This is a genomic window from Cupriavidus sp. CuC1 (assembly GCF_044627735.1).
GTDB lineage: Bacteria > Pseudomonadota > Gammaproteobacteria > Burkholderiales > Burkholderiaceae > Cupriavidus > Cupriavidus ulmosensis.
This window is the reverse complement of the sequence record NZ_JBIUHC010000075.1, coordinates 24,389-50,373: the sequence shown is the minus strand read 5'-3', so window position 1 is coordinate 50,373 and position 25,985 is coordinate 24,389. Positions and strand designations below refer to the sequence as shown.

The following is a 25,985-nucleotide window of genomic DNA, read 5'->3' as shown; positions in this document are numbered from 1 at the left end:
CGTGTGAAAGTAGGTAATCGCCAGGCTCTCCCTTGAAACCCCCCAGTACGAAAGTACTGGGGGGTTTTGCTTTTGCGCGATCGAAATGCGCAGCGTATCAGCCAGTGTTGCTGGCTCCCGTCTCTCCAGGCCAACCTCCCTCTAAGCCGACGTTGCCTGAGCATGTGCCGGCCGACACCATCCGTGCCGGCACCGGGCATGGCGAAGCACGAAGCCGGTAGATTCAGACCAATTTCGTCGTAAACTCGATATAATTGAGAATTATTCGCATTTAATTCTCAGAGGCTTGACGCCAGATTGCTCGAACCATGTCAGCGCCCGAAACCCCGATCCAGCCAATCGAAGTCCTATACAGCGAGCACCATGGCTGGTTGCGGGGCTGGCTGCGCAAGAAACTGGGCAACGTCTTCGATTCGGCGGATCTTGCGCACGACACCTATGTGCGCGTCATGGCCTCGGGCAACACGCCGCAAGCGGATCAGTCACGCCGGCATCTGACCCAGATCGCGAATGGCCTGGTCATCGATTTGTACCGCCGCCGCCAGATCGAAGCGGCATATCTGGATGCCATCGCGCTGCTGCCGGAAGCGAAAGTGCCTTCAGAAGAGACCCGGGCTGTGGTGGTGGAGGCCCTCATCGAGATCGACGTTATCCTGCACGGCCTGCCAGGAAAGGCGCGCCTGGCCTTGCTGCTATGCAAAGTGGACGGACTGAGTTATCGGGAAATCGCCGAGCGTCTCCACGTTTCGGTGTCGTCGGTCGAAAAGTACATCGCTGCCGGACTACAGGTCTGCTACCAGGCAATGTATGAGCTTCCCAACTGACAAGATGCGGCGGGAGTCCGCCCAAGCCCCCGTCGATCCCACCATCATCCGACGGGCCGCCGAGTGGATGGCCCGCCTCTGGTCCGGGGATGCCACTGACGCCGACAAGGCAGCCTGCGCCCAATGGCGCGCCGCACATCCCGACCACGAGCGTGCATGGAATCGCCTGCAGGTCATGGAGGGCAAGCTCGATAGCGTGCCCCGCGAGATCGCGAGGCAAGCGCTGCTTAAACCGGCGGTCGCTGGGTCTAGGCGACGCCGGGTGTTGCAGGTACTGGGGTTGGTCGCCGCGGGTCGCCTAGCCTATTCGGTGCGCGAGTCCGACATCTGGCACGCCGCCGTCTCGGATCACAGTACACGGATTGGTGAAATCCGCGAAATCGAATTGCCCGACGGTACCCGCGTCGTTCTCAACACCGATACGGCCATCGACGTGCGCTATGACGGGCAGGAGCGCCGGGTAATCCTCTATGCGGGCGAGATCCTGGTCGCGACCGCTCGCGACACGGCGATGGTCCACCGCCCATTTCGGGTGCAAAGCCGGCAAGGCTGGGTCCAGGCGCTTGGCACCCGCTTCACGGTACGACAGGACACCGATGTCTCACGTGTGGCCGTGTTCGAAGGCGCTGTTGACGTACACCCCGCGCGCGCCACTGATGCCGTCAGGGTGAGTGCCGGGCAACGAACGGTGTTCTCCGCCGATCAGGCCAAACCTCCTGTTGCAGGGCAGGAGAGCGCTGCTGCATGGGCCAGCGGCACGCTGGTGGCGGACAACATGCTCGTCGCGGATTTCCTGGCTGAACTTGGCCGCTACCGGCCTGGCCTGCTGCACTGCGACCCGTCTATCGCCAGCCTTAGGGTGACCGGGGTGTTCTCGTTGCCTGATACCGACCGGGCGCTGCTCAACCTGACCTTGGGTTTACCGGTCGAGATTATCTACCGGACGCGCTACTGGGTGACCGTTCAGGCGAGGTAGGCACGCCGGCGCCTCGCGCCAGGCGGGCGAGGGCCATGGCCTGATGGCGCCCGGTTCGTCATTCCGCCTACTGTTACAAACTTTTTGGGGATTGGCATTGCGGGTTTTGCCTTCTCGTTCGGAAGACGTAATGAGCAACACAAATCTTCCGAACTGAAAGGCCTTCACCATGGCATGTCGCCAAAAACAGAATCAGGCTTCACAACCGGCACGCAGGGCTGGCCGCCGCGCCCCTGCGCTCCAGATAACGACCACCGCCACAGCGGTCCAGGCGGCACTCTTGTTGGGGCTGGCGCTTGGCGTCCAGGCTATCGCGGCCCCTTCAGCACATGCCCAGCCGACAGGTCAGCGCATGGCGGAACCCAAGCGCGTCTACAACATCCCGGCCGGCTCGCTGGGCCTGGCGCTGACAAGCTTTGCCAGAACGGCGGGCGTGGAATTGTCGGTGGACGCTGCGCTGATTCAAGGCAAAGCCAGCGGGGGCCTTGCAGGGAGCTTTACGGTACCAGATGGATTTGCAGAACTGTTGCGCGGGCAGGGACTGCAAGTCGTTCGCGGGGCCAACGGCACCTACTCTTTGCGGGCTGGCCCCGCAGCGGCTCCCACCGCGACCGAAGCGAACGCCTCGACATTGCCCGTGGTAACGGTGATGGCCAGTGCAGGGCAGGAGAGCGCCTGGGGGGCGGTGCACGGCTATGTTGCCAAGCGCAGCGCCACCGCCACCAAAACCGATGCGTCCTTGCTAGAGGATCCGCAGTCCACCTCCGTGATTACGGCCGATGAAATCGGGGACCGAAAAGCGGAGTCGCTGGATGAAACGCTGCGCTACACCGCAGGCGTCACCCCCAACCAACGATCCCTGGGCAGCGATGATTCCTCCTTGTTGCGCGGCTTCACGATTGAGGACACAGGGATCTTTCAGGACGGGCTTCGCAATTCAGGGCGCACCTTTGCTACCGCGATCGAGCCATACGGGCTTGAACGCGTGGAGGTGCTGCGCGGGCCGGCGTCTGTCCTATATGGACAAGTCCCCCCGGGCGGTCTGGTCAACGTCGTCAGCAAGCGCCCGACCGCGGAGACCATTCGCGAGATCGGCGTGGAGTACGGCAGCTATGACCGCAAGCAAATCAAGGGCGATTTCGGCGGCGCGATCGATGCCCGGGGTACCTGGACCTACCGGCTCACGATGCTGGGCAGGGAGTCGAACACCCGGCTGGACCATGACCAGGACAAGCGGCTGTACATCGCCCCTGCGTTGACCTGGCAGCCCAGTGCAGACACCAGGCTGACATTGCTGGCACGCTACCAGAAGGACAATCAGCAATACGCCTTCCCCAATCAACTGCAATCCCCGGGATCGCTGGGGCAGGTCAACCCAGGTGTCAACATCACCGGCTACGACAATCGTTTTGATCGTACCAACAAAACGATCGGCTACGAGTTCCATCACCGGTTCAATGACACCTGGTCGGTGCGGCAGAACCTGAGATACAACGATCTCAACAATGACCGGACGGACCTTTTCCCGACTGCCTTGCAGTCCGATGGAAGAACCATTGACCGTTACTTCTGGCCAGTCAAGACCCAATCCAAGAGCCTCTATGTGGATACGCAGGTGCAGGCACGCTTTAGCACCGGGCCCTTGGCGCACAGCGTACTGCTCGGGGTTGACTATGCCAGGATACGCAATACCGACAGCTATCCCTATGCTGTGGGATTCGTGGACCCCATCGATCTCTACAACCCTGTCTACGCCAGGCTGCCGCTGTTTCCCGCTGACAACCCGACCCGCCAAGACACGCCCTCGCGGCAGATCGGCCTGTACGCACAGGACCAGCTCAAATGGGATCGCTGGGTGGTGACCGCTGGATTGCGGCACGACAACGTGCAGCAATCCAGCAGCACGACCTCCCTGGACACCGGCGCGCGCACCGTCGGTTATGACCAGTCCGCGAATGCGATGACCGGGCGCTTGGGTGCCGTGTACCTCTTCGATTCCGGGTGGGCTCCCTATCTCAGCTATGCAACCTCATTTGCGCCGGAGATTGGTACGAGCGTCTCGGGTGCGCCGCTCACGCCCTCGCGCGGCAAGCAGGTCGAAGCAGGCGTGCGGTATCAGCCTGCCAACAAGAAGAGCATTTACACGCTGGCGCTGTTCGACCTGCTTCGGCAGAACGTGACGACCGCCGCGCCGGGAAATCCGGGCAGGGCGCTCCAGACGGGAGAAGTGTCATCGCGCGGCCTGGAGCTTGAGGCACGCACGGAGCTGACCCGCAATTTCAGCGTCATTGCGCAATACACGTATCTCGATACGGACATCACGAAGAGCAACAATGGCGACCAGGGATTGCCGCAAAAGGGAGCGCCCAAGCACAGCGCGTCTGCCTGGGGTAAGTACGCGTTCACGATCGGGGACTCGTTCCGGGCGTTCACGGCGCTGGGGGTTCGCTATCTCGGGAAAATGCGCTCCAATTCGGATGGCGGAAACAACAACCTCACGAATCCGAGCCTGACCCTTTGGGACGCGGCAGCGGGGGTTGAGCGCGGTCCCTGGCGCCTTACGTTCAACATCAACAACCTGCTGAACCGGCAGGCCTTGTATGACTGCGGCTATCTGCCGGGTGTTTGCTATCGCAGCGCGGAGCGCACTGTCAACGTCAGTGCAGCGTATCGGTTCTGATGCGGACGGCTCTGGTCGCGCTGCATCGCTACGTTGGCCTGGTGATGGCTGGCTTCCTGCTCATCGCCGGGCTGACCGGCAGCCTGCTGGCGTGGGAGCACCAGCTGGACGACATGATCAATCCAGCGCTGTTCCGCGCCGAGGCGCCGGCACCTGGCGCGGCACTGCTGGATCCTTTGGTGCTGCGCGAGCGGGTCATGCGGCAATATCCGGATGCCAGGATGCCATACGCGCCGCTTAAAGTGGAGGAGGGGCGGTCTGTCGCGTTCTTCCTGCAGGCAGCGCAGGCCGCGGAACTGCCGAACGACGAGGTCTTCGCCAACCCATATACGGGAGCCGTGCAGGGCGAGCGCAAATGGGGCGACATCCGCCAAGGCATGAAGAACGTCATGCCATTCATCGAGCGGCTTCACTACTCTCTTGCGCTGGGGACGGTGGGCACTTACGCCTTCGGCATCGTCGCGTTGCTGTGGTCCCTGGACTGCTTCGTGGGCGCCTTCCTGACCTTTCCCGCACGCATGCGCAGGCCTGCGGGCAGAGGCGTGAAGGCAAGCGGCACATCCTGGCTGGCCCGCTGGCACACGGCGTGGACCGTGCGCTGGCATGGTGGCAGCCACAAGCTGAATTTCGACCTGCATCGCGCAGCAGGCCTGTGGACTTGGGCCATGCTCTTTGTCCTCGCCTGGAGCGGCGTCTCGTTCAATCTCGTGGAGGTCTATGAGCCGGTGATGAAGGCCGTCTTCGCGCACCAGCCGGGCGATGAGATGCTGGTGACGCCTGCGAATGCCCGGTCCGAGCCGGGCCTTGCCTGGGACGAAGCCCGCGAGGTCGGCCAGCGCCTGATCGCGCAACTGGCTCGGGCGCAGGGCTTCACCGTGATCGAGGAAACCGGCTTGTTCCATGACAGTGCCTTGGGCGTCTACCGCTACACGGTGCGAAGCAGCCGGGACTTGCGCGAGGATGGCGGCCTGACGACCGTGGTGTTCGATGCCGGGACTGGCATGCAGGTGGGTTCCTGGCTGCCCACCGGCGCAGCCAGCGGCGACACGATCCGGAGCTGGATCTCCAGCCTGCACATGGCCACGCTCTGGGGGCGGCCGTTCAAGGCCTTCATGTGCGTCTTGGGATTGTTGGTAGCCATGCTCAGTGTCACTGGCACGGTGATCTGGGTGAGAAAGCGCCGCGCCAAAGCGAAGGTGAAAGCCAGACGTGCCTGAGGCCAAAGGCATTGCAGCCGGCAAATCGCGCCGGCTGCAATGCCCCGCGGTTCAGGCTCAGGCTCAAGCCTTCTTCAACTGCTCCCGGATCGGCAGTGCGCGGATGCGCTTGCCGGTTGCCGCAAAGATCGCATTGCACAGCGCGGGCGCAATGGTCGGCACGGCCGGCTCGCCAACCCCCCCGAGCGGTGCGTCGAACCTGCCCGGCACCAGGTGCACATGGATCTGGCGCGGCGCCGACGGCGCGCGCATCACCTCGTACTGGTGGAAGTTGTCCTGCTGGGCACGCCCGTCCTTGAAGGTGATCTCACCCGTGGTGGCCAGGCTGATGCCCATGATGCAGGCGCCTTCCACCTGCGAGCGGATGCGATCCGGGTTGACCTGCGCGCCGCAGTCCACCGCCATGTCGATACGCGGCACGCTGATGCTGCCGTCATCGGCCACCACCACCTCGATCACTGCCGCCACGTAGGTCACGAAGCTGTAGCAGACCGCCAGCCCCAGCCCGTGCCCCTTCGGTAGCGTCTTGCCCCAGCCGGCTTCGCGCGTGGCCAGTTCGATCACGCCGCGCAGGCGGCCGGTATCGAGCGGATACTGCTGCGGCGATTCGCCGTAGTTCCAGGTGTCGGACAGTTGCGTTGGATCGATGCGGCGGTCAGGGCCGAGCAGCGCCAGCAGGTAGTCTCGATGGTCGCGCCCGGCCGCCGTCGCCAGTTCGGCCGCGAACGACTGGACGGCGAAGGCGTGGGGGATGTTGGACACCGAGCGGAACCAGCCGATGCGGGTGTGGGCTTCCACCTCGGGGTTTTCCACGCGCACGTTGGGGATGTCGAACGGCATGTTCACCGCCGACATGCCGAGTTCGAACGCGGCTTCGTTCTTCGCGCCGGCCACGAAGGTCGACGTGATGGTGGAAGCCGCGGTGCGATGCAGCCACGCCTGCGTCTTGCCGTCGGCGCCGAGCATGGCTTCCATGTGCTCGACGGAGACGGTGTGGAAGTAGTCGTGATGCAGGTCGTCGTCGCGCGTCCACGTCACCTTGACCGGCTTGCCGCCCATGGCCTTGGACAGCAGCGCCGCCTCGGCGGCGAAGTCCGGCTTGGACTTGCGGCCGAAGCCGCCGCCCAGCAGCGTCACGTGTACCGTCACGTCCTCCGGCTTCAGGCCGAGATGCCCGGCCACGGTTTCGCGCGTGGCCTGCGGCGCTTGCACCGATGTCCAGACTTCGCACTTGCCATCGGCGATGCGTGCGGTGGCAACCGGCGGCTCCATTGTGGCGTGCGCGATATGCGGCAGGTAATACTGCGCGGTGATGCGCTTGCCCGGGCCGGCCAGCGCGGCCATGGTATCGCCCTGGTTACGCACTACCTTGCCGGGCTGGCTCGCGGCTTTCTCCATCGTGGCGCGGAACGCGCCGGACTCGTAGCTGGCATTGGGGCCATCGTCCCAGCGCAGCTTCAGCGCCTCGCGGCCCTTGATGGCCGACCAGGTATTGGTGGCGATCACCGCCACGCCGCCCAGCGGGTGGAACATGGCGGGCGCAGGGCTGCCGGCCAGCTCGACCACCTGGATCACGCCAGGTACCTTCAACGCCTGCGTGGAATCGACGCTGGCGAGCTTGCCGCCGAACACCGGCGGGCGCGCGATCACGGCGTACAGCATGCCATCCAGCCGCACGTCGATGCCGTATTGCGCGCGGCCAGTGGCAATGTCGTGGCCATCGATGCTGCGCGTGCTGTCCTTGCCGATATAGCGGAACTGGGCCGGATCCTTCAGCTTGAGGCTGGCGGTCGCCGGCACGGACAGGCGCGCGGCATCCTTTGCCAGCGCGCCGAAGCCAAGGCTCTTGCCGCTCGGCACGTGGACCACGGCATGGTTGCGTGCCTGGACTTCGCTCACCGGCACATTCCAGCGCGCAGCCGCCGCTGCTTCCAGCATCATCCGGGCGCTGGCGCCCACGCGCCGCATGGGCTCGAAGAAATGCCGCACGCTGCGCGAGCCGTCGGTGTTCTGGTTGCCGTAGCGGATCTCGTCGCCGGGTGCCTGCACCACCAGCACCTGCGCCCAGTCGGCTTCCAGTTCGTCGGCCACCACCATCGGCAGGCTGGTGCGCACGCCTTGCCCCATCTCGGAGCGGTGGCAGACGATGCTTACCTTGCCATCTTCGGCAATGGAGAGGAACACCAGCGGGCTGTCCACGGCGCCGCCGGGCATGCCGTCGCGGCCGTATTTCTTGGGCTCATCGGCTGCCAGCACGATGCCGTCCAGGCCAACGGTCAGCGTCAGGCCGGCGAGGGCTCCCATGCTCTTGAGCCAGGTGCGGCGCCCGGCGGATTGCAGGTTGCTCATTGGGTGCTCCTCTTGCCGGTCGACTGGGCAGCCGGCTTTGCGGCCGGCTTGGCAGCTACGTTCGATTTGGCAACGTGCTGGATGGCGGCGCGGATACGCGTATAGGTGCCGCAGCGGCAGATGTTGCCGCTCATGGCGCCGTCGATGTCTTCTTCGCTCGGGTGGGGGGTGGTGTGCAGCAGGGCCGTGGCGGACATCAACTGGCCCGCCTGGCAGTAGCCGCACTGCGGCACGCCGAATTCCTCCCATGCCGCCTGCAAGGCCTGCCCGATCTTGTCAGCCGACAAGCCCTCGATGGTGGTGATCTTCTTGCCAGCGACCGCCGAGATCGGGGTCACGCAGGAGCGGATCGGCTGGCCGTCCAGATGCATGGTGCAGGCGCCGCACAGGGCCATGCCACAGCCAAACTTGGTGCCGGTCAGGCCGAGGTGATCGCGCACGGCCCACAACAGCGGGGCGTCGTCGGGCAGGTCGATCTTTTGCGGCTTACCGTTGATCGTGATGGTTCTCATGTTTTTGGGGGGAGATGGTGCAACGAGGAAGGGGGCTGGCGGACGAGCCAGGTGCCTGCGCTGCTATGCGCAAGGCGCATTGTGATCCCGGCGGCAAGCGTGCGGGAATGGCGGTGTCGGGATTTGTTAATTCCAGGAAATGGAATTGTGGCGTGGCGGGAGGGAGAGTGCAGGGCGGGGCGGGGGAGGGAGGCGGTCTTTTATGCGAGGGGAAATGTCATGCCGTGACACCGCATCTCAGGCGGTGTCGCGGCGGGCGGCCAGCTGCGGGTACGGCATCAGGCATTGGCGCCTTCGGTGAAGACGTCGACCTTGCCGCTGCGCGCGCCATCGGTGTAGGTATCGAAGCGGCGTGCCGGCGAAGCCGAAACCCCCGAGCGATCCAGCCCGGCGATGCGGGCGCCTTCGGTGAAGGTGTCCAGCTTGCCGCTGCGGGCGCCGTCGGTGAAGGCGTCGGTTGCGCGGAACTCATAGCCGTACTTGTCGGCGGGCACCGAGGTGCGGAACTCATAACCGTACTTGTCACCGGCGTGGGTGTCCTTGGCGGAAGCGGCCTGGGCGGCGCCGATGGCGGCGAGCGACAGCACGAGGGTGGAAGCGAGCTTGAGGGCGAAGGTCTTGGTCATGATGTTCTCCAGTATCTTAAAATTCGTTGAATTTCATTGATTGTTCGCTGCCACTGCCAGAACGTTGCTTTGTTTATGCGCGCCGTCCATGTAACGAACTATAGGAGAGTCATCGGTGCGTTAGACCAGTCATATCCGGATAGGTTATTCAGAATTTTTGAATTCGCATCGGTGGCATCGGGCACCTGGCGTAGCGCAGCCCGGACAAGGCGTCTTGGCGATGTTCCGGCTCTCCGCAATTAGGCGCTTGTCGCGCTTGTCGCCCTCCTGGTTATCGTCTTTGCAATTAAAAGCCGATGATCGGGAGGGAGTCCCGTTATTTGCAACGCGTGTGCGCAGCCGGGCGCTAAGGCCTGAGCAGCGGCATCACCTGCGTTTCAAGTTGCGGCAGATCGACGGTTGGCTCCGCGTGCCAGCCGTCCCGTTGCAGGACGCCATTCCGATCGATGACGAACGTGACCGGGATCCGCCATAGCCGGCCAAAACCCTTCACGTCGGCATCGCCGACAAAGGCCAGCGGAAAGGAGAAGGATTGCATCACCGACAGTGCCTCCGCCCGATCGCTGGCCTTGTCGATGTTGACAGCGATGACGTCCACCCCCAGCGCGTGATATTTCTCGTAGAATCCCTCAAGCGCGGGCATCTCCTTGCGACACGGCGCGCACCAGCTTGCCCAGAAATTGACGATCGTAACGCGGCCTGCCGCAGTGGCTGGCGTGATGTGTCGCCCGTCAGTGAGCTTGATGTCGAAGGCCGGGACCGGCGCGCCGACCTTTAGCCCGTCCGCAATAGCCGGCGGCAACACCGACAACAGCGCAGACAGCAGCATTGGCAGCGCGCGCATCACTGGGCTCCCCGGTGCATTCCGGATGATGGCCTCGAGGCGGGATGCGGACTCACCGGCGCGAAAAGGCCATGCACCACCCGTGAGGACTGATGGGGCCCTCCAGGATCTTGCAAGTGCCAGTATCGGACTCCGGCGTTGTCGAGGGCCTGAACGAACTACAGTCAGAGCACGAATGACCGTCCTTAGGGCTCTCCTGGTAATGGAGCATCCCTTTCGTCGCGGACCCGGCCTTGGCGGCCGGCGAGTGAATCGCGATTGGAATCAGGGCAATGGATCCCAGCATGATGGTGCCGCGACGAAGCAAATTCCTGCGCGACAACGGTATGACTTTTTTCACGACGCATCCTCCCTAATACATGCCCTAGAACATGAACCACGCATAGAAGAACAGCGTGTTGTTATCCGCTGCGCGCCTGAGCGTCGAATCGTAGTTCGAGTGGCTGCCATTGAACTTCGTATAGCCCGTATATTGAAGGCCGAAGCGAACGTTCATCTGTGGGTCCCAGGCAAACTTGAACTTCGGCCAATAGTTCAGCTCGACGATATAGCCCGTCGTATCCGGCTTGCCGGTGGTCGTGCCAAACCTTGCGAAATCGACGTCGCCTGTCACCTTGAATGCGCCGGCGGTGATGCCGTAGGTGCGGTCGTAGAGATAGGTGATCTTTGCTCGGGTCGAACGCAGGTTCGAGCTGGGATTGTCATTGCTCCCGTTGGGAAAGCCGGATCGCCAGTCGGTCTTCTCGTTGATCATGGCAGCCTGTGCGCTGATGATGTGGTGATCGTCCTTGCTGAAAAACTGGTATTGGGCATCGAATCCAAGGTCGCGAAACCGGTCCGCGGGTGTGCCGCTGCCTGGTACCTGGACCGAGGCGATCGTTCCAAAGTGGCCGATCGTGAAATTCTGGTGTTCGTTACCGAGGGTATAGGCAATTCGCCAGTACGGATTGGCGCCGGAGAGTGAAACTCTTTGATCATCCGGGGTGCCCGCGCGCAAAACCGAGAGTGCCCCTTTCGCCGTTTGATATGAGGTCGCCTCAAGGTACAGCGAATCCAGCAAGTAGGTATAGCCACCAAACCCGGCTACCCGCGCACCCGACTCAAGGAACGTTGATTCGCCTCGGCCTGGGGCCGCGATACTCGGGCTCCAGTATGGAAAGCTCCACGCCGGTATCGTATTGAAGACGTCTTGCGAGGTGGGGTTGTTATGCAATGTCAGGCCGAAGATCGTTGGCTTTTCCTCCGACCCGAACAGTTTCACCAGGCGCAGATCGGTATTGTCGAGCGCGCTATGCCCAACGAAGGTCTGGTTATCCGTTGTGGTGACATTGTTGTAGGTCCACTGGATGAAAGCCCCGGCGTTGTCTGTGATCTTTCCGCCGGAAAACAGGCTGATGGCCTCTGCAACAAACTCCTTATTCTTGCCGAAAAGCTTCTCGCCGGTCGACTTGTCGGTATTGTCGTTGATGGAATTGCGAGAGGCGACCGCCATCAGGGCGAGCGGAATCGTCTCGCGTTCACCCAGTGTGTACCCGCCCAGCTTGAACTTCCGCCCGAATGGTGTCAGCTCGGGATAGATCGTGTGACAGGACGCACAGTTCAGGCCTGTTTGCCTTGCAAAGAGCGGATTAGCTTCAACCCGCGGAACGAAGCCAAAACTGACGATCAACCAGAGCGTAAGTATGGCGTTTCTAATGACAGCACAGAGGGTCTTCATTGTGGTACTCCCGTCTGCCTTCGGTTCGGCTTTTAGTCATATAGGAAACTCTAGGTCAGCCACGCGCAGTCTTTAAGGGGGAGATCTACTCCCGCGCGCTTGGGTGCATCTACTATTGGCTTGGAGTAGAGGCGCCCAGGCGGACTGGCGGCAAGGCAACGGCGGAGTCGTTGAGATCGTGCGCGGCACAGGTGCTATGGGGCGTACCGGAATGCGATGGCTTGTCCTACCGCAGCAGTAGGGAACCAACCCATGCCGCATCGCATTGCTCATCTGCACAATGCAGTCTGGGGGAGATCCAGATGCGTGCTCGCGTGTTGCCGCCCTTGCTGAGAGCCGGCTTTTTCATTGCGTCCTTCGCACTGGGGCTGGCTTGCCCGCGCGTGGCAAAGGCCCAGATCTTCGGCGCCGTCAGTGCCGATGGATCGATCATCCTGACAGACAGGCCGGGCAATCCGGCGCTGCACCTGGTGGTCACCTCCAGCGAGCCGGCGGCGCGGGGCGCAAGAAAGGACAATGCAGCCGCAGCCTCCGCCGCGATAGATCCCGCTCAGTATGCCGAGATCATTGCCGAGGCGAGCCGCAATGCCCGGGTGCCGCCGGAACTGATATCGGCGGTGATCGTGGTCGAATCCGGATACAACCCGAATGCGGTGTCCAAGAAAGGCGCGCGCGGCTTGATGCAATTGATGCCGGAGACCGCCAGGCGGTTCTCTGCAGGCGACATACTCAATCCCCGCGACAATGTGCTGGCCGGCGCCAAGTACCTGCGTTTTCTCCTGGATCTGTTCAGGGACGATATTGAGCTGGCACTGGCGGCGTACAACGCGGGAGAGAATGCGGTGATCCGGGCGGGCTATCACATTCCGGCGTATGCGGAAACGCAAAGCTACGTGCCGATGGTCATGGCGCACTATCGGCGCCTGAGCGCAAGCAGGAGTTATCCATAGGCGTCGGGCGCGCTCGCATGGCGCTCGAGGCGAAGGACAAGCCGCCTCCCGCCGGTTGCCGGCAGGAGGCGCCTGCCATCGCTATTGCTGAATCGTCGCGCGTTGCATCTGGGCACCGATGAACCCAGCGCTCGCGTTCTTGAGGGCGAGCACTTGCAGCTGCTGGCGAATTGCGCCCTTCATCTGATCGAATGTCGGCACCTGAGTCGCCCGCTTGGCATCCAGCTTGACGATCACGCGCACGTTATCGACGACAACCGGCGCCGGCGTAACGCCGCCGGCGGATAGTCGCGTTGCGGCCTGCGCGACCGCTAGCGGCACGCCTTGCGTCTTTCCCTCGCTCACCGGCGTCTTGAAACTGACCCATGGCATTTCACCGCCGTCTTCCTTGCTCGCTGCAATGCTGTACTCGCGCACGAGCGCATCGAAGGCCACGCCTGAACTCAATCGTTCAAGCACTTTCGCTGCCGTCGCATCGTCAGCCACGGATAGAATCCGCAGTTTGTACTCCTCATCGCCCAACGAGCCAACGATCTCCTGGTAGCGCGCCTTGACCTGCGCGTCGGTGATCGGTGCGGGACGGATGTTGTCCCGCAGGTAGAGTTCAGTCTCCGCAGCAGCCTTGCTTGCATTGACCGCTTCCTGTACCGCTGGCTTCATGCCGTAGGTCTGTTTTTCGGCACCCTGGCGCAACACCTCGCGCGCAATGAGTTCCTGCTTGAAGATCCGGCGCAGCTCCGGCGTATCCGGCTGACGCGCCGCGCGCATGGCGTCGTCGAGCCGCGCTAGCGGAATTGCCACGCCATTCACGATCGCCAACGTGTCCGTTGGCAAGCTGCCGTTGTCCTTGCTGGTGGCCCCTTGGGCAAAAACGGGTACTGCCTGGCCAAGCGCGCAGGCGAAGGAAACGGCTACGAGGGCCAAGGAGTGCGTTTTCATTTGCATATCCCGGTTGAGTGTCGTCAACAAGATTGCTGTCGTGGGTCGAGGATGGCGGCGGCACGCCGCGGTGCTTGATGCCTCCTGGCCCTTGCATTTTGGTGGCGGCCGGCCACGCTTGCCATGGGTCAACACCCTACAGATGAGGTAGGGCGGCCCACCAAGGCGCCGCATCGCACTGGTGACGAACGATGGGGTGCCGTGACCCGCTCCGCCCGACATAGGGGGATTCTACCCATGGCTTTTGGCGTGGATTCCCACTTTTCTTACTGCCTGCCTGGCCGAGCATAGTGGTAGAGCCCCGGGACTGGCGTCGCCTCGCGTCGCCCCCCGGATGTCCCGGGCCGTCGTTGAATCGTTGAGGGAGACCATCATGAACAAGCTCACCGCCTCTGCACTTGCCTGCAGCCTGGCGTTCATAGCCGCAGGTGCCGTTGCTGCCGTTGCTGCCGATGACACGGTAAGCGATATCGCCATCCAAAGCCTGATGAATCGCGAAGTCACGGCGCAGGAAGGGACCCAGAGCGATGCGGCGAACTTCCGTGGCATGGTTGCCGAGCCGATGAAGGACGAGCCGGCGAGCCCCGACACCATGAGCGAGCAGCAGATGAAAGACGAGCCGATGAGCCACGACAGCATGGCCGAAGATGGCGCAAGGAATTCGACGGATCAGTAGTCCGAGTGGTTGATGGCGAAGAGCCTGCGTATCTTGCCCGGGTTGTGCCGGTATTCCGGCTCACCGTGGTTGGGACGTGACGTCTGGCATCTCACCTCAGCACAGCAAAATCGCCCGGGCCCGCAGGGATAGCGAGCCCGGCGCGTCTCTAGCCTTGGCGCGTACCGTTGTCTCCTGCACTGACGGCCGGGTGCGTCCACGCCATGATGCGAACAGGCATCGTTTTGGCCAAGTTATGGTAAGACCGCATTAACCATATGTAGACCAACGATAGCGGGATGTTATTGTATTGGAGTTAATGCATTGATCTTGGAGTCCGAATGAATTGCGCCAAAGACCACCCTAATCCATATGGGTGGTGTATCTCCGTGCGTTTCCTTCCTAGCCTTGTATTACAGAAAGTTACGAAACGCGAAGACAAGCCGGGAGCGACCATGAAGAGCAAGCGCTGGGAGGGCTGCACCCGCCTGCTGCGATATCTCCATGCCTGCGCAGAGTCGCGTCGAAGCCATCTGGCCACCAGGCGTTGGGGGAGCGACTCCCTGGCAGGCCCCTTGATTTCGCGACGGGGCTGGCCGGTCAATGCGTACTACAGGGGCACCCAAAGCAGTACCTGCAGCACTCAGATCAACCGCGTAGCGAGGCGATCGCGTGACGCAGAACAGTTTCGTGCTCCGTCCCCCGGCGGGCACTTTTTTCATGCCAGCGGCACGTACGGCTGCGCAGTGTCTTAGATCAATCAATGTTCCAGGGGAGGTTATCGCCGATTTTAGCCAATCGCGGCACTGAATAACAGAAGAAAATAGGGTGGTAAAGGGAGGGGGAAGTGAATATAAAATATAAAGTTTTGATCGTGGAAGATCATCACCTTCTACGAAACGGACTACGCTCGATGATATCCGGCATCGGTGAGTTCAACGTCGTCGGCGAGGCGAAAGATGGCAGGGAGGCATGTCATCTTGCTATCTCATTGAGTCCGGACCTGATCCTGATGGATTTATCGATGCCCGGCATGAACGGAATCGATGCGATCTCCGCGATCAGGCGCCGTACGCCAGCTGTTCGGATCATCGCTCTCACTGTTCACCAAAGCGATGAATACGTTCGGGAGGCACTGCGCGCTGGCGTGGATGGCTATGTTCTGAAAGATTCTTCATTCGAGGACCTGGTTTTCGCAATGCATGCCGTCATGCAGGGAAAAAAACATCTGAGTGCGGAGATGTATGGGAACCTGGTCGAATCGTTTGTTAGCGGCAATGACCATCCGGCTTCGAATAAAAATGCGTGGGATGTTCTTACGGCCAGGGAGCGCAGCGTCCTGAAGCTGGTTGCGGAAGGCCGATCCAATAAGCAGGCCGGGCAGTATCTGAACCTCAGCCCAAAAACGATCGAAAAATATCGTGCCAGTCTGATGCATAAATTAGGGATCACAAATCTGACTGGATTGGTTCTGATCGCCATCAACATGGGCCTGATCACTTCCCTGGCCAAGCGATACTATGATCCGAATCGCGACGAAGAGCCGCCGCTGACGCATGCGCATGAAGCGCCCGAAGACGGCGTGAGAGGCGGCGATGAAGTTCGGGATGGCCAGTCCGGCAGCGCTGCCGGAAACGAGGATCGCCTCGGCGGTCCTTGTACAGACGCTCAAGAATAGGCCGGCGGGCGGGTGCGGTGGTGGCACGCGGCGAGGTTCAAGGCAAAGCTGGCGCGGGCGACACGAGGAAAGCCGCCTCTCGGAACTTGCGCGGCAATGAGGCACGTGCCCGGACTACAGGTCGATGCGGGCGCGTTGCCATTGTCCCGCGGCGGATCACGTTCTCCACGTTGCCGAGACAAGGGTTCCGCTGGACTCGCTTGACTGGAGCGAGAGACTCCCGCCGTTCGATTCGACCCGCTCCTGCATCCCGATGAGGCCCAGTCCGGAGAAAGATGCATCGTCGGCTGACAGGGGAAGCTGCTCAAAGCCGATGCCGTTGTCCTGTATCGTCAACAGGATGTCGTTGGCGTCGCGTTGCAATGTCACCCTGATCTCGGTTGCCACCGCGTGCTTCACGACGTTGTTCATGGCCTCCTGGGCCACTCGGAACATATCCGCTTTGAGACCGTCCGGCACCTCGTCTTCCCTGACCCGACAATCGAAGATGACGACGACCTTCCCGCTGCCGTGCTCTACCTGCCTGCACAGGGATGCCAATGCGGGGGCCAGGCCCAGATCGTCAAGCAGCCTGGGGCGCAGTTCGTTGCAGATCTGGCGCACCTCGCCGATGGTTTCACGGATACGCAGCACCGTGGTGTCAAGTAACGCAACGGCCTCCTCGACGTTACCCCGCTCGATGCGCAGCAGGGAATCTTCAACCATCAGCTTGATCAATGTCAGTGCTTGCCCAAGGCCATCGTGGAGCTCGGATGAGACCCGTTTGCGCTCTTTCTCCTGGCCGATCATCAGGTGCGTGTAGAGGCGACGAATATCCGATTCAGGCCGGCTCAGCGCCTCGATGCTGCCATCTTGCAGAATGACGGGTTCCTCGAAGACAACCAGGAACGCGTTGAAATTGCCCTCGCTATCCGCAATGGGTTGCTTGTGCAACAGGACTTCGGTGTCCCTACCTCCTCTGCCGCGCAAGACCGCGCCAAAGGAGTGAAACGCACTTGACGCACTGCCGGAGAATCCCTCGCTGACGCGTTTTTGATCGCTGTCCCGAACCAGTTCGACAAGCGACTTGCCTATCAGGTCCGCAATCGAGTAGCCAAACATCGCCGCGGCGCTGCTGTTCGCCGACAAAAACCGCCCGCCCGGCGCGAGAATCGCCAGAGCGGTACCGCGAACATCCGTGATCGCGCGCAGGACCCTGTTGCTTGAATCGATCGCGGCCATCATCTTGCGCATCGCTTCGGTGACGTCACGCAGCTTCAGATGCTCTCCTCCCTGGGGAGTGCTTGCGTCCATCGGAACTCCTAAAGTACTGATGCGGCCGCGGTCCGCGCGAGATGGACGGAAAGCGCCAGTCACCTCCTTACGCAATGGCGATGTCCAGGAACACGGAAAGCCGCCGCCTGAAGGCATTTCCCTTCGGGTGTGTCTTATTGTATGTACCCGCAAAGCCAAATGCCAATACGGCTCATTGCCGTAGGCATGTGGAGGGTCTCTACCCATGTCGTTCGGCGGGTATCCCTACTTCTTTCCCATCGTTCCCTAGCCAAGAATGAGAAAAAGGCCGCGGTTGGGGCCAAGGCAATCGTTCCGAGGGCAAGGGGTCTTCCATGCGCATCGATACGCAACTGAATCGGCTGTGCAGGCGCACATGCGGGCGCATATGCAGGCGCGTGCACGGGTGCTTATCCAGGCCAGGTGGCGGGCGGTGCATCGGGACGATCAGGGCCCGAACCAGGGGCTTTACGCTGCTGGAACTGCTGGTCGTCCTGGTCATCATCGGCTTGCTGGCAGGCCTCGTTGCACCAAAGTACTTCGCTCAACTCGGTAAGTCAAATATCAGCATTGCCAAGGCGCAGATCAGTTCCCTGGGCAAGGCGCTAGACCAGTATCGCCTGGATGTGGGGTCATACCCGACCACGGAAGAGCGGCTCGAAGCCTTGGTGTCAAAGCCGCAGAGCGAGCCGCGCTGGAGCGGACCCTACCTGGAGAAGGCCGTGCCGCTGGATCCATGGGGCAGGCCCTATCAATACCACTCGCCAGGCGAGCACGGTGACTACGATCTGGTCTCCTTCGGAAAGGATGGACAAGCCGGAGGCGATGGCGAGAACGCGGATGTCACTTCCTGGTAAGCGTGCCCTGCCTGCGAGGAGGTAGCGCGCTGCTTGGATGGCCCGACAGGGAGAACAAGGTGAAGTACCTGATGCGCGTCTTTGATACCTGCGGTGAGGTGCAGTCGATCCACATCGACAGCGACTCGCCTGCCAGTGCGGCAGCAACCGCGCGCTCGCGCGGGCTGCGAGTGGTATCGATTCGGCTCACCGCCGGCGGCACGCGCGGGCCTGGCCGTTGGATGACGCTGCAGGTAACGAAATTCGACGTCGAGCTGTTTGCCAGAGAGCTGGCAGCCTTGCTCGATGCCGGTGTTGGTGTGATCGACGCTCTACGCACGCTGGGCAGCAATGAGCGCCGCGATGCCTCGGCAAAAATCTACCGGCAGCTGCTAAGGCAACTGGATGAGGGCCATGCGTTGTCCGCCGCGCTCGAGCATGCGGACAATGTCTTCCCGACTGTCCTGATTGCCTGCGTAAAGGCCAGCGAGCAAACAGGCGGACTTGCCGAAAGCCTGAAGCGATACTCACGCAATAGCGCCACGCTGAGGGAATTGCGTTCCCGGGTGGTCTCCGCGGCAATCTATCCGTGCGTCCTGATGGTCGTTGGTCTGGCTGTCGTCTTCTTCCTGCTGGCTTTTGTCGTCCCGCGCTTCGCGAACCTGCTCGAAAACAGCGGCCGCGAGCTTCCGCTGCTGTCGCGCTGGCTGATGGCGTGGGGCGGACTGGTCCACACGCACGGGTCTTCGCTGGCAACGGCCTTCACGGTGTTGCTGCTGGCATCGATCGTGGTACTTCGCCGGGAGGGCGTGCGCGACTGGATTGCCGATCGCATGCTTGCGCTGCCGGGCATCGGCATGCATTTCCGCGTCTATCGCCAGTCGCAGTTCTTCAGGACCTCGGCGATGCTGGTCGATGGCGGCATTCCGGTGGTCCAGGCACTCGATCTCGCCCGTGGCCTGATCGGACGTGGCGACCGCGCGGCGCTCGCCACGGCGATGAATGCCATCCGCAATGGCGGAAAGATGTCCGACGCATTCCAGGATTGCGGGCTGGCAAGCGCGATCACCTATCGATTGCTGACCGTCGCCGAGAAGACCGGCAGCCTGGGCCCCGTGCTCGACAAGATCGCCGGGTTCCAGGAGGCAAAGGTGTCGCGTGCCATCGACGTGATCTCGCGCCTGGTCGAGCCCATGATGATGATCTTCATCGGCGTCGTTATCGGCGGCATTGTCGTCCTGATGTATCTGCCAATTTTTGAAATCGCCTCCAGCCTCCAATAGGTAACGTCATGGACCCGAACGGCACGAACATGGAAAGCGGGAGTGTTCAGTTCCGGGCCACTCTGCGCGAACTCGGCGAGCGCCACGGTTCCGGGATACGCGCCTTGGAGGCATTGTTCGCGCAACAGGCCATAGGTGCCGAAGAGGTTCTCGCGCAGCTTGCGGCCGAGTTCAGGATGACCCCGGTGAGCATCCGTGAGCTCCATCAACTCGAGCCGGAGTTTGACGTCCTGCCTTTCGTCGAGGCGGCGACCAGGCTATGCGTAGGCTTCCGGCAGGGCACGGGCCTGCTGTTCGTGATCGCCGACCCGCTGGACACACGAACCCGCAGCTGCGTCGACCAGCGCATGCGCGCACGCCCCACCGTGCATTACAGCTGGGCGCTGGCCAGTGTTGGCGACCTGTCTGCCTACTTGGCCGCGCGCGAGAAGGATGTGCGCGCGCTCGATACGCTCGCGTTCGATGACCCGATCCAGCGCACCAATGACCCGTCCGCACTGGCCCTGACGCTGCAGGGCATCAGCAGCGATGACAGCGCGGTGGTGCGCCTGCTCAATTCGACGATCTACGACGCGTTGAAGATGAAGGCCAGCGATATTCACCTGGAATGCAGGGCGAACGGCCTGGTGATCAAATGCCGCGTGGATGGCGTGCTGACGGTCGTCGGCCGCGCGGAAGGGCGCGGCGTCGCCGACCAGGTGCTGTCGCGCGTCAAGGTGATCTCGGAGCTCGATATCGCCGAGCGGCGGGTGCCGCAGGACGGTCGTTTCAAGGCGCAGTACGCGGGGCGGGACATCGATTTCCGTGTGTCGATCATGCCGAACCTGTTCGGCGAGGATGCCGTGCTTCGTATTCTCGATCGCTACCAGCTATCGCAGGCGGCGGGAGGGCTGACGCTCGAGGCGCTCGGCTTCCAGGAGGCCGATATGCGCTTCATGCGCTCGGTCGCATCGATGCCGTACGGCATGCTGCTGGTGACGGGGCCCACGGGCAGCGGCAAGACCACCACCCTCTACGCAATCCTGACCGAAATCAACGACGGCCTCGACAAGATCGTGACGATTGAAGACCCGGTCGAGTATCAGTTGGGCGATATCCTCCAGATCCCGGTGAACGAAGCGAAGGGGCTGACGTTCGCTCGGGGGCTGCGCTCGATCCTGCGACACGATCCCGACAAGATCATGGTCGGTGAGATCCGCGACCCCGAGACCGCGCAGATCGCCGTGCAAGCGGCGCTCACCGGGCATCAGGTCTTTACGACCGTGCACGCGAACAATGTGTTCGACGTCATCGGCCGCTTCACCAATATGGACGTCGATCCCTATAGCTTTGTGGCTGCATTGAACGGCGTGGTGGCGCAACGCCTGGTTCGGCAATGTTGCGCCGAATGCGCGATCGAGGAGGCGGGAGACCCGGACGCGCTGGCACGTGCCGGGATCGATCCCGAGGCGGCGGCCGGCTTTCGCTTCCGACGGGGCCTTGGCTGCGCCGCATGCCGTGGCTCGGGATATCGCGGACGACGAGCCATCGCGGAAGCACTGCGGATGAACGACGAACTGCGCGAACTGCTGTCGGAGCGAGCACCGCTCGGCCGCATCAAGAACGCGGCGATGCGCCACGGGATGGAGACCCTGCGCACCGCGGCGGTCCGCCTGATGGCGATGGGCGAAACGACCCTCGAGGAGATCAATCGTGTCACGATCGTCGAATGATGTCCTCGCAATCGGGCTGGGAACCTGCGCAGCCGCGGTCGGGGTGCGCCCCACGCGGCTGCAGTATCTGCTTGGCCTGGCGCAGCGTGCCCGGCGCAGGGTACAGGCTGTAGGCGCGCCGCCGGCCCTGCCGCCGGTCATCGAGCACGCCAGCATCGCCATGGCCGAGGAGCAGCAATTCTCCGAGCAAGGTGCGCTGGACGTCCTCCGCCAGGCATTGGCGCAGGTGCCCGGTACTCCTGGACGCGGGACGAAATCGAAGCGCCGTGCGTTCATCGTGCTGGATGATTTCTGGGCCAATCACGGGATACTGCGGGGCGACTTCCGCACCATGCGCATGCGGGAGGTCGATGAAATCGCCCGGAGCTATTTCGCGGAAACGTTCGGGCTGGATGGCGATGCCATCGTGATCCGCACCGTGATGCAGCGCGGGGGGAGGGCGGTGTTCGCCAGCGCGTTGTCGAGATCGCTGCACGATGGCATCCGCGATGTCAGCGCGGCGGCGCGTGTGGAAGTGCAAGGCCTGATGCTGGGGCTGCCTCAGGCGATGAATCGGGCGCGGCATTCCGTCGACGGCAGCGCTTCGATGCTGGTGATGGTGGCCGAAACCGTACTGCACGCCGTGCTGATGGACCATCACCGCTGGGTGGCCTATGGCGCGCATCGCCTGTTTGCCGACGATGTCGCCGATACGCTGCGGCTCGCTGCCATTACCGAGCAAGTCTTCGAACGGTTCTCGAATACGCGACGAGAGGACTGCACGATCTACCTGGGCGGGATCGACCTCGATCCTTCCGCGTTCGAGCAACGGTTTGCCACCGTGCGCCGCTTGCAGGAGATCGTGTCGAGCGCCTCAGCGCCGCTGCGCTTGATGGGGTTCGCGCTATGATGCCGCCGCTCAAGATCGATTTCAGCCGGCGCCCGGCAACACTGGCGCCCACCGGCGTCGTGCTGCTGCTCCTGGCGGGATTGGTGCTGCTGCTCAGCGCCAGGGCCCTGTGGCGTGCATACCAGGACAACGATCGGGCTCGCACCCAGTTCGAGATCGCGGCGCGCGAGACATCCTCCAGCAAGCACCCGCCCAAGGCCGCTCCCCCCACGCCTGCCGCCAAACTGGCCGAAAAGCAGGGCGAGGCGATCCTGCGCGAGCTCACCGTGCCCTGGCAGAGCCTTCTGTCCATCGTGGAAGATTATCCTGCCCGCGACGTTGCGCTGATCGGTATTGATCAAAGTCCCGCGCAAAGCCAGATCCGCATCACGGCGGAGGCCAAGGATGCCGACGGGATGATCGCCTACCTGAAGTATCTGCAAGGCAGCGTGCTCCTGCACGAGGCTGTATTGAGCGGCCACCTGATCGAGACCAACGTACCCGGGACGCCGGTCCGCTTCCAGATCGTCGCAGTGTGGAGAAAGCCATGAAGACGCACAGGCTTGCCGACCGGCTGTTGACCCTGCATTTCGAGATGCGGCGCACATTTGGCGTGCCAGGCCTGCTTGGCGCGCTGGCGCTAGGTGTGGCCGCCGTGACATGGACCGCGATTCCCACCGTGGAAGCGCAGACGAGAGGCTTGCTCGACAGCACACGGCAGGCCCGTACCGCGAAAACGCGACATCCCGGCGATGCTAGCCGGGCGCCGGCCGACGTGAATTCCCTGGGCAAGCTGCCGGCCTTGTTCTCGACCTTCGCCGAGAGCGGGAACGACATCGCCGTGATCTTCTCCCAGGCGCGGGAGAGCCATCTGACCCTGGGGTCGGCACAGTACCAGATCGTCACGGAGCCAGGGGCGCGATTTACGCACTATCAGGTCGTGCTGCCGGTCAAGGACCAGTACGGCACGATCCGCCGTTTTGTGGCATCGGTTCTCAACAGCGTGCCGAACGCCGCGCTGCAGGAGATTCATGTCGAACGGCCGGCGGTGGATGGCAATGTTCTCGATGCGCGCATCCGCTTCGATCTGATCTATCGGGCGAGCCGGCCATGAACAGCGCTTTGGTCAGGAGGATGCTCATCGCCGGCACTGGGTTGGCGATCGCTGCATTGATAGGTTGGGACCAGGCGCCAGAGCACCGCGCGTCGAACGTGGTCTCCGCAATCAAGGCCGCCTATGGGCGCAGCATCCCGAGCAAGACAGGCGTCATGCCGGCCGCGCCTTCGGCTCCGACTGCGGCGACTCCGCGGCGCACGCAGGCAGCGGCGAGCGAACCCGCGGCACGCACGGTTGCCGAGATAGCGCCGCGCGAGCAGCTTGCGGCGTTGCGTGCCCCCCTGTCGCCAGATACGGCGCACGATCCATTCAGCGTTTCGTCATGGCTTCCCCCACCTCCGCCACCGGCGCCGCTTCCTGCGGCCCCGCCTCCCCCGCCACCCACGGCGCCGCCGTTGCCGTTTGCCTATGTGGGCGCGCTGGGTGCGGACGCTTCGAAGGAGCAGGTGTTCCTGAGCAGCGGCGACCGCCTGTTGATCGTCTCGCTGGGCGATGTGATTGACGGGCAATACCGTCTTGAGTCGATCACGGCAACAGGTGTGGCTTTTACCTATCTGCCGCTTAATGTGAAACAGGTCATGTCCACCCAGGGCGAAGGAAAGTAAATGAACTCCCCGCGCAGATCGGGCAATGCCTGCAGAGTAGACCACTGCAACGCGCCCTTCAGGTCGATAGCCGCGTCAAATTGCACGGCTCCTCCCGCGTCTTATGCCAGCTGCCACGCGTGCGGATTCGGCGCGGTTCTCATAGCGATGGTGCTCGGTGGCTGCGCGGTAGAGCCAGGCGCGCTGCGTACGGCGAGCATTCGTCAGCCCACCAATGCGGAAGTGCAGATGAACTACATGCACGAACGCAACGGCCAGATGAAGGCGATCCTGGATGAGGTGGATCGGCTGCGGGCAAGCGGCCAGTTTCATGAGGCCATCCTGAAGCTCGACGAGGCGAGCAGGATCGACCCGACCAGCGAGCGAGGGCGCAAACTCGGCGCAGCGCTCCAGATCGATCTGCGCGACCTTGTGATTCTGGCTGAAGCCGAACGGATGCTTCAACGCGGCTCGTATGACAGCGCGGCAGAACGTGTTCATGACGTGCTGATGGAGAATCCGACCAATGTTCAGGCGCAGCAGATGATGAGGCTGATCGAAGACAAGCGCCGGCAACTGCGGGCGGCGCGGGACGAGAAGAGCGCCGCCGCCTCCATCATGCGTACGCCGGTAACCCTGCAGTTTCGCGATGCGAATGTGCGGATGGTCTTTGAAGGGCTCTCCCGCACCTCGGGATTGAATGTCATTTTTGACCGTGATGTGCGCACGGACCTCAAGACGACGATTTTTGTCACCAACGCCGCGATCGAGGATGCGGTCAATCTGATCTTGCTGCAGAACCAGCTCGACAAGAAGGTCTTGAATGCGAACACGCTCTTCATCTACCCGGCCACGCCAAACAAGCAGCTGGAGTATCAAGAGTTGAAGGTCCGAACCTTCCAGCTGTCCAACATCGACGCCAAACAGGTGCAGGTACTTCTGAAGAGCCTGTTGAAGGTCAAGGAGATCGTGATCGACGAACACGCCAACACCGTGTCGCTTCGCGGTACGCCGGACATGATCCGGCTCGCGGAACAGCTGATTGCCGCACAGGACCTTCCCGAACCCGAGGTCATGCTGGAGGTTCAAGTCCTGGAGGTGTCTCATGAGCGGTTGACGGACCTTGGGATTGCTTGGCCAAACAGCTTCACGATGGCCACGCCAAGTACAGCGTCCACATGGGGGGCGCTGCACACGCTGCCTATCAACCAGTTGGTGGTCAGCGGGCTGTCGGCAACCGCCAACTTCAAGCTTAGCGATACTGACGCGAACCTGCTTGCCAGTCCGCGTATCCGCACCCGCAACAAGGAAAAGGCGAAAATCCTGATTGGCGACAAGGTGCCGGTGATATCGAGCTCGAGCACCCCAAGTACCAGCGGTCCCTCTTATGCGCAAAACATCCAGTACCTGGATGTCGGCATCAAGCTTGAGGTTGAGCCGCAGGTCTACCGCGACGACGACGTCGGCATCAAGATCAATCTCGAGGTCAGCAACATTACGAAGACGATATCGAGCAGCAACGCACAGACCGGCCTGAGCTCGCTGGCTTACCAGATCGGCACACGCAGCGCATCGACCAGCCTGCGACTGAGGGACGGCGAGACACAGGTGCTCGGTGGCCTGATTTCGGATGCCGATCGCACCACGGCGGACAAGGTGCCTGGCCTGGGCCAGTTGCCGGTTCTCGGCCGTTTGTTTTCGGATCACAACGGCGATCACATCAAGACGGAAATCGTTCTGCAGATCACCCCGCACATCATCCGGCCTCAACGCATCGCGGATGCCGACACGCGTGAGATCTGGTCGGGAACGGACGCCAATGTGCGCACCGAACAGTTGCGTCTCGATCCCACCCGCGCCGCGGCGCCCCCTGTTGATGCTCCCATCGCACCGGTCAAGCCAGGAAGGGTTGGCGGCGGTACTGTTGCGCCCGTGGCACCCGTCGCACCCGTGGTGTCCCTGGCGCCGGCGAGTGTCGGCGGTGCGGCCGCTGGAGAGGGTGCAAATGCGGCTGCCGCCGGCAGCGCATCGCCGGTCTCACCGCCTCCGCTGCCGCCCAGAGGCTCGCTCGGGCAGGCTCCCGTGGCGCCACGCACGACCCCGCCACCGGATCCGTATGCGGGGCGGTTCCCGGCCATCCAGGCCGCGCCGCCGGCACCACCGCCTGCCGCTGCCGCGCCGGCTGATGCGAACGCCGCGCCGGACGCCACTGGCGCGGCAGGCGCGGCGGCAGTGCCTGCACCCGCGGCGGGGGCCTTTCCTGCGCCACCGTCAATCCTGAAGATGCCGCCGGGCGATATGTCCAGCGACAACCCACTCTACCCGATCCCCGGCGGGACGCATTGA

Annotated in this window: 23 protein-coding genes; 15 read left to right on the top strand and 8 right to left on the bottom strand. The window is 62.6% G+C overall.

The window, feature by feature from the left end:
• The first annotated feature begins 308 nt into the window (after positions 1-308).
• From ACGLHR_RS28490 to ACGLHR_RS28475, 4 genes are all read left to right on the top strand, one after another.
• A complete protein-coding gene (locus ACGLHR_RS28490) occupies positions 309-824 on the top strand; it encodes a sigma-70 family RNA polymerase sigma factor (protein WP_400097679.1) in 516 nt (171 codons plus the stop codon).
• Complete coding sequence (locus ACGLHR_RS28485) at positions 808-1,800, top strand: FecR domain-containing protein (RefSeq protein WP_400097677.1); 993 nt, start codon at positions 808-810, stop codon at positions 1,798-1,800. Before ACGLHR_RS28490 ends, ACGLHR_RS28485 begins: the two co-directional genes overlap by 17 nt.
• 352 nt (positions 1,801-2,152) lie before the next feature.
• Complete coding sequence (locus ACGLHR_RS28480; protein ID WP_400097675.1) at positions 2,153-4,480, top strand: TonB-dependent siderophore receptor; 2,328 nt, start codon at positions 2,153-2,155, stop codon at positions 4,478-4,480.
• Entirely contained in the window at positions 4,480-5,697 is a 1,218-nt protein-coding gene (locus tag ACGLHR_RS28475) for a PepSY-associated TM helix domain-containing protein (RefSeq protein ID WP_400097674.1), read from the top strand. Before ACGLHR_RS28480 ends, ACGLHR_RS28475 begins: the two co-directional genes overlap by 1 nt.
• A gap of 63 nt (positions 5,698-5,760) precedes the next feature.
• On the opposite strand, the gene ACGLHR_RS28470 is transcribed toward ACGLHR_RS28475, so the two are convergent.
• The 6 genes from ACGLHR_RS28470 to ACGLHR_RS28445 form a co-directional block, all read right to left on the bottom strand.
• Positions 5,761-8,046: a molybdopterin cofactor-binding domain-containing protein gene (locus ACGLHR_RS28470; RefSeq protein ID WP_400097672.1), complete on the bottom strand. Its 2,286-nt coding sequence runs from the start codon at positions 8,044-8,046 to the stop codon at positions 5,761-5,763.
• A complete protein-coding gene (locus ACGLHR_RS28465) occupies positions 8,043-8,558 on the bottom strand; it encodes a (2Fe-2S)-binding protein (RefSeq protein ID WP_400097671.1) in 516 nt (171 codons plus the stop codon). The genes ACGLHR_RS28470 and ACGLHR_RS28465 overlap by 4 nt, the downstream gene beginning before the upstream one ends.
• A 278-nt stretch (positions 8,559-8,836) precedes the next feature.
• On the bottom strand, positions 8,837-9,184 hold the full coding sequence (locus ACGLHR_RS28460; protein ID WP_400097670.1) for a hypothetical protein: 348 nt from the start codon (positions 9,182-9,184) through the stop codon (positions 8,837-8,839).
• A gap of 346 nt (positions 9,185-9,530) precedes the next feature.
• Positions 9,531-10,028: a TlpA family protein disulfide reductase gene (locus ACGLHR_RS28455; RefSeq protein ID WP_400097669.1), complete on the bottom strand. Its 498-nt coding sequence runs from the start codon at positions 10,026-10,028 to the stop codon at positions 9,531-9,533.
• Positions 10,029-10,080: 52 nt separating this feature from the next.
• Positions 10,081-10,239: a high-potential iron-sulfur protein gene (locus tag ACGLHR_RS28450; RefSeq protein ID WP_400097683.1), complete on the bottom strand. Its 159-nt coding sequence runs from the start codon at positions 10,237-10,239 to the stop codon at positions 10,081-10,083.
• A 153-nt stretch (positions 10,240-10,392) separates the two neighbouring features.
• On the bottom strand, positions 10,393-11,745 hold the full coding sequence (locus tag ACGLHR_RS28445) for a cytochrome C (protein ID WP_400097668.1): 1,353 nt from the start codon (positions 11,743-11,745) through the stop codon (positions 10,393-10,395).
• 302 nt (positions 11,746-12,047) lie between these two features.
• On the opposite strand from ACGLHR_RS28445, the gene ACGLHR_RS28440 reads away from it, so the two are divergent.
• Positions 12,048-12,695 carry a lytic transglycosylase domain-containing protein gene (locus ACGLHR_RS28440; protein WP_400097681.1) on the top strand — a complete coding sequence of 216 codons (648 nt, stop codon included), beginning with the start codon at positions 12,048-12,050 and terminating at the stop codon, positions 12,693-12,695.
• Positions 12,696-12,776: 81 nt separating this feature from the next.
• Here ACGLHR_RS28440 and ACGLHR_RS28435 read toward each other — a convergent pair whose 3' ends face one another.
• Positions 12,777-13,664 (bottom strand): peptidylprolyl isomerase, encoded by an 888-nt coding sequence (locus ACGLHR_RS28435; protein ID WP_400097667.1) that lies wholly within the window; start codon positions 13,662-13,664, stop codon positions 12,777-12,779.
• 343 nt (positions 13,665-14,007) lie between these two features.
• Here ACGLHR_RS28435 and ACGLHR_RS28430 point away from each other — a divergent pair, with 343 nt between their 5' ends.
• Positions 14,008-14,310: a hypothetical protein gene (locus tag ACGLHR_RS28430; RefSeq protein ID WP_400097665.1), complete on the top strand. Its 303-nt coding sequence runs from the start codon at positions 14,008-14,010 to the stop codon at positions 14,308-14,310.
• Positions 14,311-15,202: 892 nt separating this feature from the next.
• A complete protein-coding gene (locus tag ACGLHR_RS28425; RefSeq protein ID WP_400097663.1) occupies positions 15,203-15,967 on the top strand; it encodes a response regulator in 765 nt (254 codons plus the stop codon).
• 156 nt (positions 15,968-16,123) lie between these two features.
• Here ACGLHR_RS28425 and ACGLHR_RS28420 read toward each other — a convergent pair whose 3' ends face one another.
• Positions 16,124-17,260 (bottom strand): ATP-binding protein, encoded by a 1,137-nt coding sequence (locus tag ACGLHR_RS28420; RefSeq protein WP_400097662.1) that lies wholly within the window; start codon positions 17,258-17,260, stop codon positions 16,124-16,126.
• A 314-nt stretch (positions 17,261-17,574) separates the two neighbouring features.
• Between ACGLHR_RS28420 and gspG the strand changes: the two genes are divergently transcribed.
• From gspG to ACGLHR_RS28380, 8 genes are read left to right on the top strand one after another with little or no spacing between them, the layout of a single operon-like run.
• A complete protein-coding gene (gene gspG / locus ACGLHR_RS28415; RefSeq protein WP_400097660.1) occupies positions 17,575-18,096 on the top strand; it encodes a type II secretion system major pseudopilin GspG in 522 nt (173 codons plus the stop codon).
• 59 nt (positions 18,097-18,155) lie between these two features.
• Complete coding sequence (locus ACGLHR_RS28410; protein WP_400097658.1) at positions 18,156-19,358, top strand: type II secretion system F family protein; 1,203 nt, start codon at positions 18,156-18,158, stop codon at positions 19,356-19,358.
• Between the two features lie 8 nt (positions 19,359-19,366).
• The gene (locus ACGLHR_RS28405) at positions 19,367-21,070 is read left to right on the top strand and encodes a GspE/PulE family protein (protein WP_318235427.1); all 1,704 of its coding nucleotides are present in this window, start codon (positions 19,367-19,369) and stop codon (positions 21,068-21,070) included.
• A complete protein-coding gene (locus ACGLHR_RS28400; protein WP_400097656.1) occupies positions 21,051-21,959 on the top strand; it encodes a hypothetical protein in 909 nt (302 codons plus the stop codon). Before ACGLHR_RS28405 ends, ACGLHR_RS28400 begins: the two co-directional genes overlap by 20 nt.
• Positions 21,956-22,489, top strand: a complete 534-nt coding sequence (locus ACGLHR_RS28395; RefSeq protein ID WP_400097654.1) for a hypothetical protein — start codon at positions 21,956-21,958, stop codon at positions 22,487-22,489. Before ACGLHR_RS28400 ends, ACGLHR_RS28395 begins: the two co-directional genes overlap by 4 nt.
• A complete protein-coding gene (locus ACGLHR_RS28390) occupies positions 22,486-23,052 on the top strand; it encodes a hypothetical protein (protein WP_400097653.1) in 567 nt (188 codons plus the stop codon). The genes ACGLHR_RS28395 and ACGLHR_RS28390 overlap by 4 nt, the downstream gene beginning before the upstream one ends.
• Positions 23,049-23,660, top strand: coding sequence for a hypothetical protein (locus ACGLHR_RS28385; protein ID WP_400097651.1), 612 nt, complete (start codon positions 23,049-23,051; stop codon positions 23,658-23,660). Before ACGLHR_RS28390 ends, ACGLHR_RS28385 begins: the two co-directional genes overlap by 4 nt.
• Positions 23,661-25,985, top strand: coding sequence for a secretin N-terminal domain-containing protein (locus ACGLHR_RS28380; protein ID WP_400097649.1), 2,325 nt, complete (start codon positions 23,661-23,663; stop codon positions 25,983-25,985).